Source organism: Streptomyces sp. YGL11-2 (assembly GCF_050054615.1).
Taxonomy (GTDB): domain Bacteria; phylum Actinomycetota; class Actinomycetes; order Streptomycetales; family Streptomycetaceae; genus Streptomyces.
In genome coordinates, this window is record NZ_JBNHIN010000017.1 from 34,678 (window position 1) to 51,442 (window position 16,765).

At 68.9% G+C, this 16,765-nt stretch carries 14 protein-coding genes and 1 pseudogene; 4 read left to right on the forward strand and 11 right to left on the reverse strand.

What is annotated here, in order from left to right; all coding sequences use genetic code 11:
- Positions 1–99: 99 nt before the first annotated feature.
- From ACO1BR_RS20525 to ACO1BR_RS20545, 5 genes and pseudogenes are all read right to left on the reverse strand, one after another.
- On the reverse strand, positions 100–996 hold the full coding sequence (locus ACO1BR_RS20525; RefSeq protein ID WP_426796523.1) for a hypothetical protein: 897 nt from the start codon (positions 994–996) through the stop codon (positions 100–102).
- Positions 997–1,336: 340 nt separating this feature from the next.
- Positions 1,337–2,458: a lipid II:glycine glycyltransferase FemX gene (locus ACO1BR_RS20530; protein WP_426796524.1), complete on the reverse strand. Its 1,122-nt coding sequence runs from the start codon at positions 2,456–2,458 to the stop codon at positions 1,337–1,339.
- A 75-nt stretch (positions 2,459–2,533) separates the two neighbouring features.
- A pseudogene (locus ACO1BR_RS20535) lies at positions 2,534–2,849 on the reverse strand (hypothetical protein); the annotation flags it as partial.
- An 89-nt stretch (positions 2,850–2,938) separates the two neighbouring features.
- Complete coding sequence (locus ACO1BR_RS20540) at positions 2,939–3,718, reverse strand: phosphotransferase (protein WP_426796525.1); 780 nt, start codon at positions 3,716–3,718, stop codon at positions 2,939–2,941.
- 285 nt (positions 3,719–4,003) lie between these two features.
- Positions 4,004–4,585, reverse strand: a complete 582-nt coding sequence (locus ACO1BR_RS20545) for a TetR/AcrR family transcriptional regulator (protein WP_426796526.1) — start codon at positions 4,583–4,585, stop codon at positions 4,004–4,006.
- Positions 4,586–4,670: 85 nt separating this feature from the next.
- Here ACO1BR_RS20545 and ACO1BR_RS20550 point away from each other — a divergent pair, with 85 nt between their 5' ends.
- Entirely contained in the window at positions 4,671–5,426 is a 756-nt protein-coding gene (locus tag ACO1BR_RS20550) for a class I SAM-dependent methyltransferase (protein ID WP_426796527.1), read from the forward strand.
- Positions 5,427–5,603: 177 nt separating this feature from the next.
- Here the strand turns inward: ACO1BR_RS20550 and ACO1BR_RS20555 are convergent, their stop codons facing one another.
- The 4 genes from ACO1BR_RS20555 to ACO1BR_RS20570 form a co-directional block, all read right to left on the reverse strand.
- Complete coding sequence (locus tag ACO1BR_RS20555) at positions 5,604–7,385, reverse strand: ABC transporter ATP-binding protein (protein ID WP_426796528.1); 1,782 nt, start codon at positions 7,383–7,385, stop codon at positions 5,604–5,606.
- 34 nt (positions 7,386–7,419) lie between these two features.
- Positions 7,420–7,680 (reverse strand): lasso peptide biosynthesis PqqD family chaperone, encoded by a 261-nt coding sequence (locus ACO1BR_RS20560; RefSeq protein WP_426796529.1) that lies wholly within the window; start codon positions 7,678–7,680, stop codon positions 7,420–7,422.
- 61 nt (positions 7,681–7,741) lie between these two features.
- On the reverse strand, positions 7,742–8,179 hold the full coding sequence (locus ACO1BR_RS20565) for a lasso peptide biosynthesis B2 protein (RefSeq protein ID WP_426796530.1): 438 nt from the start codon (positions 8,177–8,179) through the stop codon (positions 7,742–7,744).
- Positions 8,176–10,143 (reverse strand): asparagine synthase-related protein, encoded by a 1,968-nt coding sequence (locus tag ACO1BR_RS20570; RefSeq protein ID WP_426796531.1) that lies wholly within the window; start codon positions 10,141–10,143, stop codon positions 8,176–8,178. The genes ACO1BR_RS20565 and ACO1BR_RS20570 overlap by 4 nt, the downstream gene beginning before the upstream one ends.
- 329 nt (positions 10,144–10,472) lie before the next feature.
- Between ACO1BR_RS20570 and ACO1BR_RS20575 the strand changes: the two genes are divergently transcribed.
- The gene (locus ACO1BR_RS20575; RefSeq protein WP_426796532.1) at positions 10,473–10,610 is read left to right on the forward strand and encodes a hypothetical protein; all 138 of its coding nucleotides are present in this window, start codon (positions 10,473–10,475) and stop codon (positions 10,608–10,610) included.
- 1,800 nt (positions 10,611–12,410) lie between these two features.
- On the forward strand, positions 12,411–12,686 hold the full coding sequence (locus tag ACO1BR_RS20580) for a hypothetical protein (protein ID WP_426796533.1): 276 nt from the start codon (positions 12,411–12,413) through the stop codon (positions 12,684–12,686).
- A 605-nt stretch (positions 12,687–13,291) separates the two neighbouring features.
- Here the strand turns inward: ACO1BR_RS20580 and ACO1BR_RS20585 are convergent.
- Entirely contained in the window at positions 13,292–14,191 is a 900-nt protein-coding gene (locus ACO1BR_RS20585; RefSeq protein ID WP_426796534.1) for a TauD/TfdA family dioxygenase, read from the reverse strand.
- A gap of 89 nt (positions 14,192–14,280) precedes the next feature.
- On the opposite strand from ACO1BR_RS20585, the gene ACO1BR_RS20590 reads away from it, so the two are divergent.
- Complete coding sequence (locus ACO1BR_RS20590; RefSeq protein ID WP_426796535.1) at positions 14,281–15,255, forward strand: aldo/keto reductase; 975 nt, start codon at positions 14,281–14,283, stop codon at positions 15,253–15,255.
- Between the two features lie 150 nt (positions 15,256–15,405).
- Here the strand turns inward: ACO1BR_RS20590 and ACO1BR_RS20595 are convergent, their stop codons facing one another.
- A complete protein-coding gene (locus ACO1BR_RS20595; protein WP_426796637.1) occupies positions 15,406–16,578 on the reverse strand; it encodes an oxygenase MpaB family protein in 1,173 nt (390 codons plus the stop codon).
- Positions 16,579–16,765: the final 187 nt, after the last annotated feature.

Below are 16,765 nucleotides of genomic sequence, written 5' to 3' on the forward strand. Positions count from 1 at the left end.
AACCAGCTCACCACCGGCTCCCGATCCCCGCGCTTCGGCACCTGAGCAGCCATCGAACGGCCAGTGGCGTGATGGAGCCGTCCGGGCTCGGGCATGCCCTCATTGGGTGAAGTACAGAGCCCGGTGCCGCGGGTCGGCGGAGCAGACGTGGATCCCGGCGTCCGCGACATCGTCGACACGGAAACCGGTTGCCTCCCGGGCGAGCGTGCACTCCTCCGTCCCCCACACCAGATGCCGTCCTGTCACGGTGCACAGGTACGTATGCGGGTTCTCCGACACGAGCGGCAGGTCCTCGTAGGAGTCCACCTGGAGCAGGAGGACGAGAGGCGCGCTGCACTCGGGGCAGTCCAGGCTCTCGGGCATGTCGCTGGAGGCCCAGGACTTGCTGCCGCCGACCTTCCAGCCGCCCGTGAGGCTCTCCTGCCAGTAGAGGTCGTTGAGCTCCTCCGAGTTCTCCAGCTGCTTCCGGAGCCCGGCCGGCAGTTCCTCCCGCCAGGGGTACTCGACGACCCGCTCGGGATGCACGGTGCACGGCCGGGGGACCTCGTCCCACTCCGCGTCCCAGTCCTCCCAGGGGTCAGGCTGCACCCCCGGCCCGTGCACGACCTCGCCGGAGCGCCGCCAGAAGACCCGGCAGTGCTTGCCCGTGAACTGCGGTGCTGGCAGGGCGTGCGTGTCGGGACACCACACGATCTGCACCAGGTCGGCGTCCTCGGGGAAGGCGATCTCAGGGACGTCGGTGGCGTACAACTGGGCCACGGACACCATCGGCGCCGATCCTCCGCTCCCGTGGTCCGCGTCCGCGCAGTGCGGCCAGGGCTCGTCCAACGGCCAGAGCATCGGCCCGCCGACATGGCTGTCCCGGATGCCCGGCTCGCCGCGGCGCGGGCGGAGCCCGACGACCGTGCGGGCGAGCGCGGCCAGTCCAGGAATGGCGGCCAGAAGACGGGCCAGGTCGTCCTCGCCCTCGTCGGAAGTCTGCATGGTGCCGGTCACGCCTGCATTCTTGCAGGCACCTCTGACATCGATACGGCTCAGGCCCATATGAGCCCGCAGCCCAGGAGTCGATACTCACGACCGTGTGACACGGACACGGCGCCGAATGGGATCGGGCGCCACCTCCCGCCTCCCCCGGCGGCGTTGAGCCGGACATGGAACTGCCTGCCCAGGCCGCCCTCGCCGTCGAGGCGCTCGCCCGTGGTGCAGCCCGTGCCCCACGGCGCGAAAACGGTCCCGCATGACGGACCCGTCAACTCTCCGGCCTGCCTGCAATGGGCAATGGGCGTTCCACACGCACCACATCGGCGTCGACGATCAGTACGAGGCGACCGCGGCCTCAGCGCCGTGACATGCAGAGGCCGAGGGCCTTGTGGAGGATCTTGTTGAGCGGGTAGTCCCACTCGCCGAGGTATTCGGCGGCCTGACCGCCGGTGCCGGCCTTGAACCGGAGCAGTCCCAGCAGGTGATTGTTCTCCTCCAAGGTGTCGGTGATGCCGCGCAAATCGTAGACGCGCGCCCCGAGTTGGTGGGCGTCGGTCATCATCCGCCACTGGATGGCGTTGTTCGGCTGGACCTCGCGCTTGCGGCTGGTCGAGGCGCCGTAGGAGTACCAGACGTGGTCGCCGACGGTCAGCATCGTGGCTGCCGCGAGCACCTCGCCCTCGTGGTGGGCGAGATAGAGGCGCATGCGATCCGGGTCCTCGGCCCTCAGCGCGGTCCACATCCGCTGGAAGTAGGCCAGCGGGCGCGCAATGAACCGGTCCCGCTCAGCGGTCTCGACATAGATCTCGTAGAAGTCGGGCAAGTCCTGGTAGCCGCCCTGGACGACCCTGACGCCGGCCTTTTCGGCCTTCTTGATGTTGCGCCGCCACTGCTGGTTGAAACCCCGCTGGACCTCTTCCAACGACCTCCCGGCGAAGGGAACCTGGAACACATGGCGTGGCTGCCCCGCAGCGAAACCCTCCTCGGCGCCCGGCCCGGTCTGCTGCCAGCCCATCCGGCACAGCCGGTCGGCGATGTCGAAGGCCCCCGGCTCGTGCGCGGTGGCCTCCACATCCCGCAGTCGCCTGGCCTGTGGGTCGGCGATCGCGGCCTTGACCGCCTCGGCACTCCAGCGGCGGGCGACGACGGGCGGTCCCATCTTCACCGAGAACGCGCCCCGCTCCTTGAGGTACGCGAGCATGGGCTTCAACCAGCGGTCCAGATCCGGGGCGTCCCAGTCGATGAGGGGTCCCTCAGGCAGATAGGCGAGATACCGCTTCAGCTTCGGTAATGGCCGCAGCAACACCAGGCCGGCCCCGACGAGGCGGCCGTCCTCATCGAACCAGCCCAAGCTCTCCGCCCGCCAGTCCGGCTTCACATCCCCCCACGACGGAACCTGCATGTGACTCACCGAGGGCCGGGTGCTGACGAAGGCCAGATGTTCCTCGCGGGTGATCGCCTTCAGGCGATAACTCATATGCGGAGCTCCTTTGTTCGACGCGCAAGCCTACTCATGCGTACCGAGGTCCAGGCTCTTGGTGCACACGCTGTCGCGCGGTTGGAGCGCGAGCAGGGGCGCGAGGTGGTCGGTGAAGCCATGCGCTGCCGATTTCGACGCTCCTAACAGCGGGGCGTGCTGGCATATCGTCAAGTTGGTGCACCTGTACGCCGCGACCAGCAAGGCCCGGTCCGCCAAAGGATGCTCCATGGCCGGCCTTGCGGGGCGCCTCCGCGCTCGCGTCGCGGCAGGGTCACCAACTTCCTGGAACAGCGCGGGCCCAACCCGGTGAACGGGCTGTCCAGGACGACTCCGACGCCTTGATCTCCCCAGCCCCATCGAAATCATCTCGCCGGTGAACAGCGGGCACGAGATTCCCCTTCAACACGGCCCGGACGCCGAGACGACGACAACCACTGCCGGATCGTTCCAGCAGGGGGCAGCCGGGACGGGCCGTGCTCAGCCGCCCGAACCTCCGAGGAGAACCGTGCGTTCCGATCGGAGCCAGGATCGCTCGGCCACCATCTCGGCCACATCGCCGCGGGCGAGAAACGTTGCCCAGGGCTCGTGGCCTCGCCGACCGAGCCGTTCGATGCGTTCAGCCTCGCGGGACTGGACGGCATCCAGCGCATCGAGAACTGCTACCGGGCGTGCCCCGTAGGCGGCGCAGAGGGCGTTGAGGCGGCTCCGCAGGGTGTGCTGCCCGGCGATCGGTGCTCTTCGCTGCTGCTCGATGGGACGCAGCGGCACGGCGTACCAGGCGAGTTGCGCGAGGTCGTCGAGGGCATGGCCGGGCGCTGCGAAGTCCCAGTCGATGAAGCCGGCCAGTCGGTCGCCGTTCCAGATGGCGTTCCACGGGCCGAGGTCGCCGTGCCGAATGACCATGCCGGGTCTCCACTCGCTCTCCTGGCCCTGCCATCGGGCGTCGGCCGGCGGCTGGAAGTCGCGGACAGCGTCGTGGTAGTCGCGGAGCCAGGTCCCCAGTTCGCTGATTCCGACGGTCGACCGCAGAGTCGACGGCCAGGGTGTGAACGCCGGTTCGCCGTGCAGCAGCGACAGCACCTCATCGGTGCCGTCGGAGCCAAGGACTCGCGGTGCCCGAGTGAAGCCCACCGATTCCAGGTGGGTCAACAAGGCGTGCACCGCAGGTGTCCACTCGCCGACCGGCCGGCGGATCGTCTCGCCGATCCGCCGCACCGTGGTAACGCTGCCTTTGTCAGTGGCGCCGTCCTCGATCACCGGGTCAGCGTAGCCCTGCCCCGACGTCAGTGTCCCCGATAACAGCTCCAGAACGGTCGGCGCAACGCGCCCAACGTAATCACCAACCAGACCTTCTGGGCTGTGATCTCACCGTGGATGCTGCCAGTCACGGAGCAGCCTTCGGCAGGGATTCCTTCAACCCGGGCGAGTTCATGGCGCCGGGTTGTCCGAGCTGTGACGAGTCCGGCCAAAGGAACGCACGTGCATCCATGACCGTCCCCCGGCACCGAAATCACACGGGAGGGAGCAGGTACCGCCTTCCCGTCACATGGCCGTCCGGCGGAGCACGGTGTCGATGATGAGGTCGATCTCCCGGGGGCTCGGCGGCTCGCCGGTGAGCAGAAAGGTCTGCAGTATCAGAGCGGGACCGGTGCGGGCGGCCAGTGGGTGCACCGCCTCGGGGCCGAACTCGCCGCTGTGCACGCCCGCGCGCAGGATGGCTTCGATGCGCTCCAGGCGTGGCGTGACGATCCTTTCGGCGAACATGGCACGCAGTTCCGGCTCGTGCAGCATGTCGACGATGAACTCGATGCCTGGCACGAGAGTTCGGCCCGACAACACGTCGTTGAAGGCGCCCAGCGCGCCGGCGAGGTTGTCCCGGGCGGTGCGATCCGGGTTCGGCTCGGGCAGCGGGGGCAGGGCGTAGTGCAGGGCGTCCAGAACCAGGGGTTGCTTGCCGGGCCAGCGCCGGTAGAGCGCGGCCTTGCCCGTACCGGCGCGGGTGGCGATGCCGTCCATGGTGAGTCGGCCGTAGCCGTTCGCGGCCAGCTCGTCGAGCGTCGCGACGTATATCGCGTGCTCCAGTTCCGTACCCCGGCGGCGGCCGGGTGTCGCACTCTCTGCCATGGGTTCGACAGTAGACGCTGGCGTTCCCTTCTGCCTACACTCGCTTTAGTGAACAACCTCGTCTACTAGAAGAGGTGAGGGTTGGATGACCGATCCGCGCACCGCGCATGACCACCAAGGCGGCCATGAGCCGGCATTGGACTTCGAGGCGATGTACCAGGGGCGTGAGGTCGCCTTCGGAACGGACGATCGCCGCACGGACCTGATCCCGTGGCAACTGGACGCCCCCCAGCCGCTGGTCGTCGAGCTGGAGGCGGCGGGCGAGATCACCGGGCCGGTTCTGGAATGCGGCTGCGGTCTTGGGGACAACGCCTTGTACTTGGCCGGCCGCGGCCATGAGGTGACCGCCTTCGACGCCGCCCCCTCCGCGATCGAGCGCAGCCGGGCCAAGGCGGTCGCCGCCGGCAGTCCGGTGACCTTCATGGTCGCCGACGCGACGGAACTGCACGCCAGTGGTGTCCCTGGTGGCTTCCGCACGGTTGTCGACAGTGCCATGCTGCACTGCCTGGATGCCGATCAGCGGCGGGCGTACCTGGCTGGACTGCGTCAGGTGTGTGCACCCGGCGCAAGGCTTCATGTCCTCTGCTTCCGCGGTGAGTTGGCCGCTCGCCTGCAGATGCCGGCCGCCACGGACGAGCGCAGCCTGCGCGAGGCCCTCCGCGACGACTGGACGATCCTGCGCATGGAGCCCCGCCACTACATCACCGGTTTGACCCACCAGGAATGGCAGAAGTTGGCGCCCGCCGTCTCGGGCGCCGCGGCGCAGGACGACCTCGTGGCCGTCGACGAGAACGGCAGGGTTCTCCTGCCGTTCTGGCAGATCACCGCAGAACTGACGTGAGCGACCACAGCCAGGCTCAGGGGGCTTTCTCGGTATGCCCGAGGAAGCCCCCGGGGGCGGGGCTCCGCGGCGCCGGCGGTATCCGGGTCGGTTGCCGGTGGACGACCGGGCCACCCCGCGTGGGATCGTTCACGTGCTGTGCAAGGGCGTGAGGGCAGCCGTCGCGGAGGGCGCCTCTCAGGCGGAAGGGTCGGTGACAACTACCGCTTCCTGGCTTGGGGTTGGGGATGCGTACGACCGTGCGGCGACGTGCCGTTGGAACCCCGAGTCGGTGCGGAGGAGTTCGGCGTACGTTCCGGTGGCGTGAGCCGTTCCGTTGTCGAGCATGACCACGCAGTCCGCCGCCTCGATGGTGGTCATCCGATGGGCGATGACGAGCAGGGCACATTCCTTCCGCAGGTTGTGCAGGGTGACCGTCAGGGCGGCCTCGTTGGCGGGGTCGAGGTGGGCGGTGGGCTCGTCCATCAGCAGCAGTCGGGGCCGGGCCAGGATCGCCCGGCCGATCGCGAGCCTCTGCCGTTCACCGCTCGACAGGTGCGCGCCCCGCTCGCCGACCTCGGTGTCCAGCCCGGCCGGGAGGCTGCGGACCTTCTGGGTGAGGTTGACGAGGTCGAGGATCCGCCACAGGCTGTCGTCGCCGGCGTCCGGGGCTGCGTAGCGGAGGTTCTCCCGCAACGTGCCGTGCAGCATCGGGCAGTCCTGCTCGACCCAGCCGATGTGCGAACGCCATGCGTCGAGGCCCAGATCCGTGGTGGAGCGCCCGTCGATGCGGATGCTGCCGCTCCACGGCTCGTAGAAACGGTTGACCAACGCGAAGGCGGTGGACTTGCCGGCCCCGGACGGGCCGACCAGGGCGACCAGCGCGTGGGGAGGGACGGTCAGCGACAGTCCCCGGAGCACCGGGGTGTCGGGAACGTACCCGAACCACAGATCACGGACCTCCAGCGCCGCATTCGCCGCCCCGCGACGCACCGGTCGCCGTCGCGGTGTGCCGCGGCCCGGCGAGGCGGTGGTGCGCTCTTCGGTGGGGAGGGAGTAGACCTCCTGGATGCGTTCGGTGGCACCCTTGGCCCTGCTCATCGAGGCGAGGCCCTCGATCAACTCGGTGATGGGCCCGCCGAGTTGATTGGCGTAGAGCAGAACGGCCACCAAGGCGCCGAGCGACAGCGCCCCCTGGTGCACGCGGACCGCACCGACCAGCAGGACCAGGACGAAGGCGGCGTTGATGGCCATCTGGGCCACGGGGGCGATCGTCGCGGTGAGCCTGGCACTGCGCACCGCGGCCTCGTAGGCGCGGTGGGCCAGCGTGGTGAGGAGGTCGAACTCTCGTTGTTCGGCACGGTTGGCACGGACGGTGCGCAAGCCCGACAGGGCGCGCTCCAGCCCTGCCGAGATCGCTCCGACGGCGGTCTGCAGCCGCATCGACACGCGACCGATCCGCTCCGACAGGACCTTGATCACGACACTGCCGACGAGCAGCACGCTCAGGATGAGCAGCATCAGGACCGGGTCGATCACGAACATGGCACTGACACTGCCCAGCGCGATGCACAGGTTGGTGGCGAGCTGGACGGAGACATGCGTCAGCGCTTCGCGCAGGACGGCCACGTCCGTTGAGGCACGCGCCATGAGGTCGCCCACGCGCAGGCGGTCGAAGGCGTGCATCTGGATCCGCAACAGGTGCGAGAACAGCCCGGTGCGCGTGTCCAGCACGAACCGTTCGCCCGCGCGCTCCAGCAGGAAGGCGGCGCAGGAACCGATCAGTGCCTGGGTCAGCAGCAGCAGGACCAGGGCCGCCACGGGCAGGAACAACGGCCGGCGCGCGGTGAGGGCGTCGACCACCTCCTTGGCGGCCAGGGGCTGGGCGACCCCGAAAGCAGCCGCGATCAAGGTGAGGAGCAGGGCGGCGCTCAAGGAGCGGCGCTGCCCCCGGGTCAACGTCCACAGCTGTCGAAGCATCGCGTACGCCGCTCCCTCTCCGGCCCGACCGGTCTCAGCACGCCTCCACCAGTCCGGATGCCCGGAGTTGGTCGGTCATCGCCGTGAGGTCCTCGCGCGCCTGGTCCAATGCGATGCCGAACCGCTCCGCGAACTCCTTGGCCACCTGGTCCGTGGTGCGGCCGGCGAGCAGTCGCTGCAGCGCGTAGGCGCCGGTCGCATTGAGCTGCCAGTAGTGCCCGGTGCGCTGGCTCAGCAGTACCGCACCGTCGTCGGTGTCGGTGGTGAGCGTGTGGGCGGTCAGGCTGAGCTTCATGGGGTTCCTCCGGGCGTGGATGCGGCGCGGGGCGGCTGGGACCTGTCCGATGGGTCAGGCCCTAGCAGGCCGCCTGCTTGGGTGGTACGGGGGCGACGGTGAGCAGCGGCCGGTAGTAGCCGTCGGGATACGGCTCGTCGATCACCTGACCGTCGGCCTCGATCCAGGCATGGGCGGCGAACGGAGTGGTGCGCACGCCGGTCTGCCAGGTGGGCCACGTCCCCTTGAGCCGGCACACCACGGCCGCGGCGACCGACCGCTGCAGGCAGTTGTGCACGGCACAGCGCAGACTCACCGCGACCACCGCGGTCCGGGCCGCGGAAGCCTGCGCGGCGGTACTCGGACGGGCCCCGACGCGCAGCGCCTGGAGTACGGCACGCAGATACCGGGGCGGCAGCGCGGCCAGTGGCCGGGCAAGAGCCACTGCGGCCAGCGGCACCACGCGCCGGTGCAGGGGCAGCCGGACGCGCGGCGGCAGGGCACACGGGGGACTGCTCACAGGGCCTCCTCGGGGTCGGGCATGTGGTGTGGGTGGGCGGCGGCGAGGCCGGCGGATGCGGTCGACGGGCCGCTGGGGCGGGCAGCGATCTCCCGCAACCACAGCTCGGCGCCCAGCGTCGCCTCCAGCTGCGCGGACCAGACGTCCGCGCTGCGCGGCGGCGTGCGCAAGGTGGTCCGCAACTTCGCCACGTCGATCAGGCCGCGGTGCGCCAGCAGCGAGTCCTCGAACAGCTCCAGCAGGTCCGGAACGTGCTGCTGCAAGGCACGGTCGACGGACTCCTCGCAGTCACCCTTGGTGGACCGGTCGAGGATCACATCGGGCACCCGACCACGCATCGCCGCGGCCAGCACCGGCTTGTACCGCCAAGGGGTGCAGCGCTCGTGGGGATGGATCGCCAGCACCGCCTCCACCACACGGTCGTCCAGGTAGGGCAACTCCAGGCGCAGCCCCTCGACCGCGAACTCACGACGGAGCAACCGCAACACGGGTCCTGCGCTGCGCAGTGCGGTGAGAGTCTCGTGCTGCCCGCGGTCCGGTGCCAGGGGGGCGATCCCATCCGCCAGGCTGTGGAAGAGCCGCTGCGTGGTCCGCACCGCCTCCCCGGTGGCCCACGGCGTCGCGGGCAGCAGCGCCCCCCAGCCCAGGGCGGGGGCCGGGCCGGCCGGCGCGGGACGGACGAGTCCGTCGGCGCACCGTCGCCACCAGGTGCCGAGGTCTTCCCCACGCAACAGCTCCGACAGGCTGGCCGCCAACGGCCAGCGGGACAGTGCCCGGTGGGCCTGCAGCTCACGCAGGGCGGTCACCGGGCGACGACGTACCAGCGTGTGCAGATAGGCGGCGCTGCCGGTGAACAACTCGTCGGCCCCGTGCCCGGCCAGGTGCCACGTGGCACCGTGTTCGACCAGCAGCCGGATACCGGTGCGGATCGCATTCATCCCGCGGGTGGTGGCCCGCGGGGCTTCCGTGTCGGAGGCCCAGTACGGTGGGGAGAACACCGGCGGCGCGCTGCTCTCCGGCACGGTCAGATGCTCGGCGCGCTCCAGCGACCGCGCGGCCTGTTCCGCGTACTGCGGATCGTCGTTGATGACGCTGCCGCCGGTCCACCGAAAGGTCAACAGGTCGGGGCGGTGCTCGGCAGCCAGGAAGCACAGCGAGGTGGAGTCCATGCCGCCCGACAGGTCCGCCGACAGCCTGCCCTGGCGGGGCTGCCGCAGGGCCACGGCCTCCCGCAGTCTCTCGCCCACCTGGCCCGCCCCCTGCGCCACAGAAAGGTGCGGCTCCGGCGGCAGCCACCAACGCACCATGCACGCCGCACCGTTGCCGGGGAGGACCGCGTAGGAGTCCGCGGGCACCTGCTGCACGCCGCGCCACCAACTGCGTTCGCTCAACGGCGCGAAGAACATGCCGGACGTCACACTCGCCGCGAGCAGCTCCTCGTCCACCTCCGCACCGGTGATCCCGGCCAGTACGTCGGCCCTGTCGCCGGCGATCGGCACATCGTCCACGCATGCGGTGAACACGCAACGGGTTCCGGTGACGGTGCCCTGGAACCGCACCTGGCCATGGGCCGACGCCAGCACATGCGCACTGCCGGGAAGCCGGCGGACCAGCCGATCCAGGTCCGGCAGGGCGCGCACCGTGGGAACCAGCGCTGACAGACGTTCCGATGTGAGGGAGACCGAGCCATAGACCGCGACGCGCACGGGCCCGGCGTCGGCCACCACCAGATCCTCCGGATCCCACGAGCCGGCCAGCCACGGCCGACCGGAAGCGTGCGGCACCATCTGCGGTGCCATTGCCGCGACTTGGCGGTGGACCCGAGCGCCGCCCGGGGAGTCCGGGAAGACCAAGAGGTTGTCGTCGTTCAGGAACTGCAATGCCTCACCACCAGATATCAGGGCGACATCCGCGCCGTTGGCACGGCCCGCAGAACCGTCCATCACCGGGGGAAGTTCGCGCAACTGCACACAGTTGATATCGCGCCACCACCGCACGAAAGAGCGAATCGCCGGACGTCGGCTCGATACCCACGCAAAGTCCCGTCGGCGGTAACAACGCACACTTACAAGTCAAGTCCGCACCACACCTAGGGATTTGCCGATCCCGCCTTCGACCGCGATCCACGCCCACACGAACGGGTCACCCGCGACCCCCGGTTGATCCTTACCGCAGGTAAGGAAGCAGCCTGATTTGGCTGGAGTTGCCATACCCGAGTAGACATCCCGGATCGGAACCCGATTACATGAATCGGCGCCACTTCAGCTTCCACCGAGATGGACAGGAGAAGGCCATGCCCAAGACCAAGCAGCTTCCCGAGCGCTACATGCCGCCGACCGCCGCCAAGGTCGGCCACTTCAACAAGGACACCGACGGCACCATCCACACCAAGAAGGACGCCACGACCATCGGCTTCAAGAAGGCCCGGTAGTCCCGACAGTTTCCATCGGCTGACGACGGAGGAAAAGCCATACCCGTCCCTGCGCCAGACCGTTCTCTCGCATTCTTGTGCGACAGCACAGGACATCCGAACCTTCCGGCGCAGGACCGGGGATCGCTCGGCAACTCCTTCCCCCTGATTCCCATGGGGCGGAAGCAAAGGCGGCCTTCAACTCCCGGACATGGACGGCACGGGTGACGACCCGAGCCGCGGCCGGGAGTCGGAGGCCGCCCTTCATGTGCGCGGACACCGCGAGTCCCGTACGCGACCGCCCGCCCCCAAACCCGAGACCCGGCCCACGTCACCACCCAACCGTGACCCAAAACGGCACCGCCAGCGCCGGCTCAGGTCCAGAGCGCACCAGCCCCGAGTCATGGACCCATCCGGCCGCCCTACGGCGCGTTACCCGGCTCGCCGCGCCCGCTCTCCCCGTCGCCACGATCCATGCACATCACGACTCCGCCCCCACTGCCTCACCGCCGACTGTCAACTGCCGGCCGCAACGAGAGAGCCTCGTCAACGGGAGCCCGCCGCACACCGAACTCCTGGGCCGTTTCGACTTCCAGGCTCCCCGTATCGGTTGGCCATTCTCCCGGCCCTACGTCAACTTTCGCGACTGCACTCGCGGTTCGACCTCCGGGCCCAAATACTGTCACCGAAGCGCCACCTGAACCGACAGGTCGGATTTCTTTCCAATGCTCCATCCACCCCTCGATCAAGGGCAGTGGGCTGCTCCTCAAACAGACACAGAATTCACCGAAGCGCAACGATCTCGTGGGCCAAGGGTCACTTGGGCAACCTCATGGACATCCAGTGAACCCCTCAACGTTGCTCAGCGGCGCCCACATCAAAAGGACCGAATCTGGCCGAGAGTTCACCCAGACGTGGCACGGCGCAACACCAAATTCCCCTGACGCCCGGCCGCCATCGCACCCTTCGGATCGCACGCAAGCGCGAACGCTCGCTTCGGAACGGAATATTACCGCTCGGTCGTTCGCTTAAATCGTTCCGGTGGCGAGGATTTACCGGCCCGGCCACATTACCGCGCCCGTTTTCGACGCGCTCGAACGGTTGGACGTCGCAGCGGATACCGTGCTCACTGGGAAGTTCGAGACGCCCGCCGTCCCCGGTCCCCTGGACCGAGATACTGCGAGCCTTCCAGCCCCAGCCGGCAGGCTTCACCACCGTCACTTGGAAGCCCCGCTCCGCCAGTTGCAGGGTAGCGGTCAGTCCAGCCCCCTCCACCAGCACCGCGACCGTCCTGCCGAAACCCTGGAAGCCAATACGTCCCTCCGTACCCTCGCTTCGGTCGACCAAGCAGGCCTCAAAGCCACATGACCACAGGGAGGGCTGAGATGCACGCAACGGAGGGAGAGGCAGAGTCCACGCCCAATGTCGTGAAGCGCTAGACCCAACGGGAGACCGATGCCATAAGGGCATCATAGGTACGGCTGTTGGCACTGCGGTTGCCCTTGCTGGTTGTGGGGCCTGCGAGTTCGGGTAAAGCCGGGCCCAGAGCCGGTGACGAAGGTCGGCTTCCTCCGCCATCACCAAGTCATCCGGATGCGGACTCGGCGTGGGGGTGCCGTCGGCTTCCTGGAGGTCGACGTCGACGAGCCGGGCTGCTAATCGTTCGGGGCGTGTGGGTCGGTGGAGGCGTGCCGCTCCGCCGATGGAGTGAAGGAAGGTGCCGCAAGCTGTGGGGAGGGGATTTTTCGAGGGGTGGTCGGCCAAGCTTGACGGAGCTTCACTGAACACCCTTTGCACACGGGGACTTTGGAAGGTGGGACGATGTACTCCAAGACCATTGCCGCCACGCTGCTGGCCGGTACTGCCGTGCTGGGCACAGCAGGTGTGGCCGCTGCTGACTCGCCACTCGGCAGGGCCACGGAGACGGTTGCCGGCGAAGTGGGGAGCCTTCCTCTGGAAGCCGTGGGGAGAGGACTTCCGACAGGTGGTCCCGAATCCTTGGCCGTGGGTCAGAACGTGCTGAGGTCTGGCCTGGCCGCCGCGCCCACGACAGTCGACGCGACCCTCGCCGCCATGGCTGCTGGTGGCGAGGGCTAGGGCGCTGGCCTGCTCGGCGGGCTGCAGGTGGCGGGCGATGCCGCCAAGGGCCTGCCCGCAGACGCCGTAAGCAGACGCCGTAACGGGCACCGTATCTGGCGATCTCCCTGGCTTCGGCCGGCCATTTCCAACAAGCCGAGCGACGGTGCCCAGCTCCAGCCGAGACCTCTGGCCTCCTGGCGCCATGGCGTCAGGAGGCCAGTCCGGCGCGTCAGGAGATGACGTCAGCGGCAGCCCGCGGCCATGGCCGGTCGGCGCTGTCGCAGGGGCCCGCGACCGGCTCGGGGTCTTTCCGGGGCCTTCCGTCCATTGCACGTCCACTGCGGATCCACTCGCGCCTATCCGCGCGCACCGTAGCCACGGCACCTTCGGCCGTCCGCGCAGGCCGGAGTCTTCGAGCGTCAGAGGAGATGAACTCCGGCGCAGCGGAGCGCCCTACCGGCGAAACAGGCTCCCGCCCCCTGTACCCGAGGGCAGGAGTCGCGCGACATCCTCGCTGATCAGCGCCCGAACGCAGGGTAGCTCAGCTCACCCGATCCGATCACGGAACCCGGTGTCGTTCCCCATGGTGGGGCGCTGGCCGACGGTGGCAGTAGGTCAGGCTCTCAGGAGGCCGGGCCCGTCGATACGCACCGCAGCATGACACGTACGAGGCAGCGTCGGTGGGCGGTGTCGGGGTGGTCCTCATAGGACGTACGGCCGTGGAGGACCCGCCGGTCGTCGATGACGAGGCAGTCGCCCTCCTCCAGTGGGATGGTGACCTTCAGCTCCGGGCGGGCCAGCACCTGGCGCAGGGATTCGAGGGCCGCGCGCTGCTCGGCCGGTATGGGCTCGCCGGTCAGTTCGGCGGCGGTCTCGATGCGCTTGAGGTTGCATCGGACCTGGAGACGGCCGTCGGCCTGCTCGAACACCGGCGCTCGCACCACCGGGTTTTCGCCCTGGGGCGTGACGTGGCGGCGGTCCACGGGGCACGGGGTGCTGAGGACGTCCAGTGCGTGAGGCGACGACTCGCGCAGGACGCGGTGGACCGTCCAGCCGTCCATCAGGACGGAGGCGCCGCCCCGCAGGGCCTTGCGGTGTGTGAGAAGGGCGATGCAGTCGGGCTCCTGACCGAAGGGCTTCACTGCCCGGTCGTTGTGCAGGTGCAGGTAGCCGCATGACTTGGAGGTGTAGGCGTTCTCGTGGAAGCGGCGGTCGTCGGTGTGTGCCGAGGCACCCTCGTCCCGGACCAGCCATGCCAGGGCGGTGTCCTCCGGGCCCCGGCCCTGCGGCAGGGGTTCGCCGAGGTGGCGGAGCATCGACGTGGCGAACTCCTGGGCAGCTTGGGCAGTCATGGTGCCGGCGGGCGTGCCCGTCACCACGGCGAAACCGCGGCCGTCGAGCACCTCGGCGCGTAATCGGCGAGCCAGGAGGGCGTGGTCGGGGCTGTAGGAGAGACGGAAGTCGATGGGGGAGGCGAAGGTCTGTCGTGTCCAGCCGTCCTCGTCCGTGGTGTTCCCGGTCATCGGCATCTTCCTTCCGCATGCGTAACCGTGCCTCCTCTTGAGGGTAGGAGTCAGGGTGAACGCAGAGAAGGCCGCACGAGGAGGTTGGGATGCTGCGCAAGCGGCTGGGGCATGGCGGCCCCCTGGTGTCCGCAATGGGGCTGGGCTGCATGGGCATGTCCGACTTCTACGGCCCCGCCCAGGAGTCGGAGTCGATCGCGACGATCCACCGGGCGCTCGGCCTGGGCCTCACCTTCCTCGACACGGCCGACATGTACGGCCCGTACACCAACGAAGAGTTGGTGGGACGGGCCGTCGCGGGACGCCGCGACGAGGTGTTCCTGGCGTCCAAGTTCGGCGTCGTACGGTCCCGCGACCGCCGGGCGCGACGGGTCGACTCGACGCCCGCCTACGCCAAGAGAGCCTGTACCGCGTCGCTACGCCGGCTCGGGGTGGACCACCTCGACCTCTACTACCTGCACCGTCGTAACCCGGCCGTCCCCATCGAGGATACCGTCGGCGCCATGAGCGAGCTGGTGACAGAGGGCAAGGTGCGCCACATCGGCCTGTCGGAGGTGAGTGCCGACACACTGCGCCGGGCGTGCGCGACAGCCCCCATCGCCGCGCTGCAAAGCGAGTATTCGCTGTGGACACGTGGCCTGGAGCGGGAGATCCTGCCCACGGCCCGGGAACTCGGCGTCGCGCTGGTGGCGTACGCGCCGCTCGGCCGCGGTCTCCTCACAGGAACGCTCACCGGCGTACATACCCTGGCCGCCGACGACATACGCCGAGATCACCCCCGGTTCCGCAGGGAGAGCCTGCCGGCCAACCTGCGCCTGGTTGAGCACCTACGGACGTTGGCCGGGGATCTCGGCTGTACTCCCGCGCAACTGGCACTGGCCTGGGTTCTGGCGCAGCCGGACGGTGTGATCCCCCTGCCGGGCATGCGTCGCCGCACACACCTTGACGAGAACTCCGGGGCGCTTGCGATCACGCTTACGTCCGAGCTGTTGCGGTTGATCACCGACGCGATACCGGAAGCCGCCGGCGACCGCGCCCCGGACATGTCCCGGTTGGAAATGTAGATCGAGGCGGCGGGCTGTCGCGTACTGGGCTCACTGGGCCGCACGACCCATCGGACACGCCCTGGACCGGACCTCGTTGGGCCCGCTGCGCTCGGCAGCGAGCCCACCGCACAGCGGCCGAGTGGCACCCCACCCGACGTGAGAGTTCCGTCAGCGGTTGTCGTGGAGTTCCTGGTGCATCTGCGGCTGGTCGTCCTGGTCGTGGGTGAGGGCGTAGCGTTCGATGTCGTTGAACGCCTTGGACGCCACCCCGAGGATCTCCTTGTAGGGGTTGACGCCGATGGTGTCCTTGGCGGCGCCTCCGAGGAGGCCACTGCCGATGCCGCTGATGACTTCGTGGCCGGCGGCGAGCGGCTTACCGGCCAGGTCCAGGACACTGCGCGGGATGCCTGCCATGACGGCGTACTTGTCGGTGAGTGCCACGCGGACCATGGCCATGTAGGCGTCGTGCGCGCCCGGTGGCAGGAACTTCCGGTAGAAGTCGACGGCCTGCTTGGTCATGAAGACTCCGTCGTCGGTCTTCTGCCATTCGGTGTCCCGCTGGGAGTTCCACAGGCGCTCGACCTCGTCGGCGTCCTTGGGCATCAGCCATTTCTCCGGGGTACCGAGGTAGTGGTTGACGTAGTGCCAGGCGCAGATGAAGCCGTGAGCGTCGTCGCGGGAGACGTCGATGCCGAGGTGCTTCATTGCCTGGAGGATCTGGGTGCTGAAGACGAAGGAGGCGCCGGTGGTGTATTTCTGCGAGACCGGTTCGCCCCACTTCTCGTAGTTCCACTCGCCGCTCTTTTTGTGCAGTTGCCGGACCGAGGCGTGGACCAGGCGGACCTTGGTCACGGTCGCGGCCAGCGACCCGTCCCGAAGCGCGTTCTTGTTGCCCATGTCCAGGAAGAGGCGGGAGGACTGCGACAGTCGCCGACCGGGGCCTTCGACGCCGCCCAGGCGGCCGGTCGAGCGGAGGGTGAAGGCGCCGGTGGGGGAAAGGTAGGTGCCGATGAGCCCGACGGTGCCCTGGAGCATGGACGCCTCGCCGTGGTGGTGGGCGAAGAAACCCTCTGCGGCCTTGACGTCTTGCTGGCTCCAGCCTGTCTCGTCGACAACCAGCACGCCGTCGTCGGCGCCGAGGTGCTCAAGGACGTAGGCGCGGATGTCGTCGCGTACCGCGTCGGCGTCCCAGCGGGCGCTTCGCAGCAGCCGCTGCATCGGCCCGGGGCGGGCGTGGCTGGCCTGTTCGGCCAGCCGCGAGCAGTTCTTCCGCCCGACGCCGGACAGCAGGCCGAGGACGAAGGCACGGGCCCTGGCACGCGGCTCCACCCGTCGGACCAGGAGCGCGTGCCCCTCGCTCGCCTCTACGGCCGCTACTCAGGCACGGTCAGAGCGCACAGATCACAAAGTCGCACTGGAGTACCAGGGCGTGTCCGATGGGATGGGCGCAATACCGATGTGGTCCAAGCTTCGTGGCATCACGCGACGCAGATCCCAGACACTCCGGCGGGCCCCTGAACGAGGTGGA

What these genes read in the sequence shown, in the direction of transcription:
- ACO1BR_RS20530 (WP_426796524.1), bottom strand. Translation starts at nt 2,458, where the DNA reads ATGAGTTATCGCCTGAAGGCGATCACCCGCGAGGAACATCTGGCCTTC.
- ACO1BR_RS20545 (WP_426796526.1), bottom strand. Translation starts at nt 4,585, where the DNA reads ATGGCAGAGAGTGCGACACCCGGCCGCCGCCGGGGTACGGAACTGGAG.
- ACO1BR_RS20550 (WP_426796527.1), top strand. Translation starts at nt 4,671, where the DNA reads ATGACCGATCCGCGCACCGCGCATGACCACCAAGGCGGCCATGAGCCG.
- ACO1BR_RS20555 (WP_426796528.1), bottom strand. Translation starts at nt 7,385, where the DNA reads ATGCTTCGACAGCTGTGGACGTTGACCCGGGGGCAGCGCCGCTCCTTG.
- ACO1BR_RS20560 (WP_426796529.1), bottom strand. Translation starts at nt 7,680, where the DNA reads ATGAAGCTCAGCCTGACCGCCCACACGCTCACCACCGACACCGACGAC.
- ACO1BR_RS20575 (WP_426796532.1), top strand. Translation starts at nt 10,473, where the DNA reads ATGCCCAAGACCAAGCAGCTTCCCGAGCGCTACATGCCGCCGACCGCC.
- ACO1BR_RS20580 (WP_426796533.1), top strand. Translation starts at nt 12,411, where the DNA reads ATGTACTCCAAGACCATTGCCGCCACGCTGCTGGCCGGTACTGCCGTG.
- ACO1BR_RS20585 (WP_426796534.1), bottom strand. Translation starts at nt 14,191, where the DNA reads ATGACCGGGAACACCACGGACGAGGACGGCTGGACACGACAGACCTTC.
- ACO1BR_RS20590 (WP_426796535.1), top strand. Translation starts at nt 14,281, where the DNA reads ATGCTGCGCAAGCGGCTGGGGCATGGCGGCCCCCTGGTGTCCGCAATG.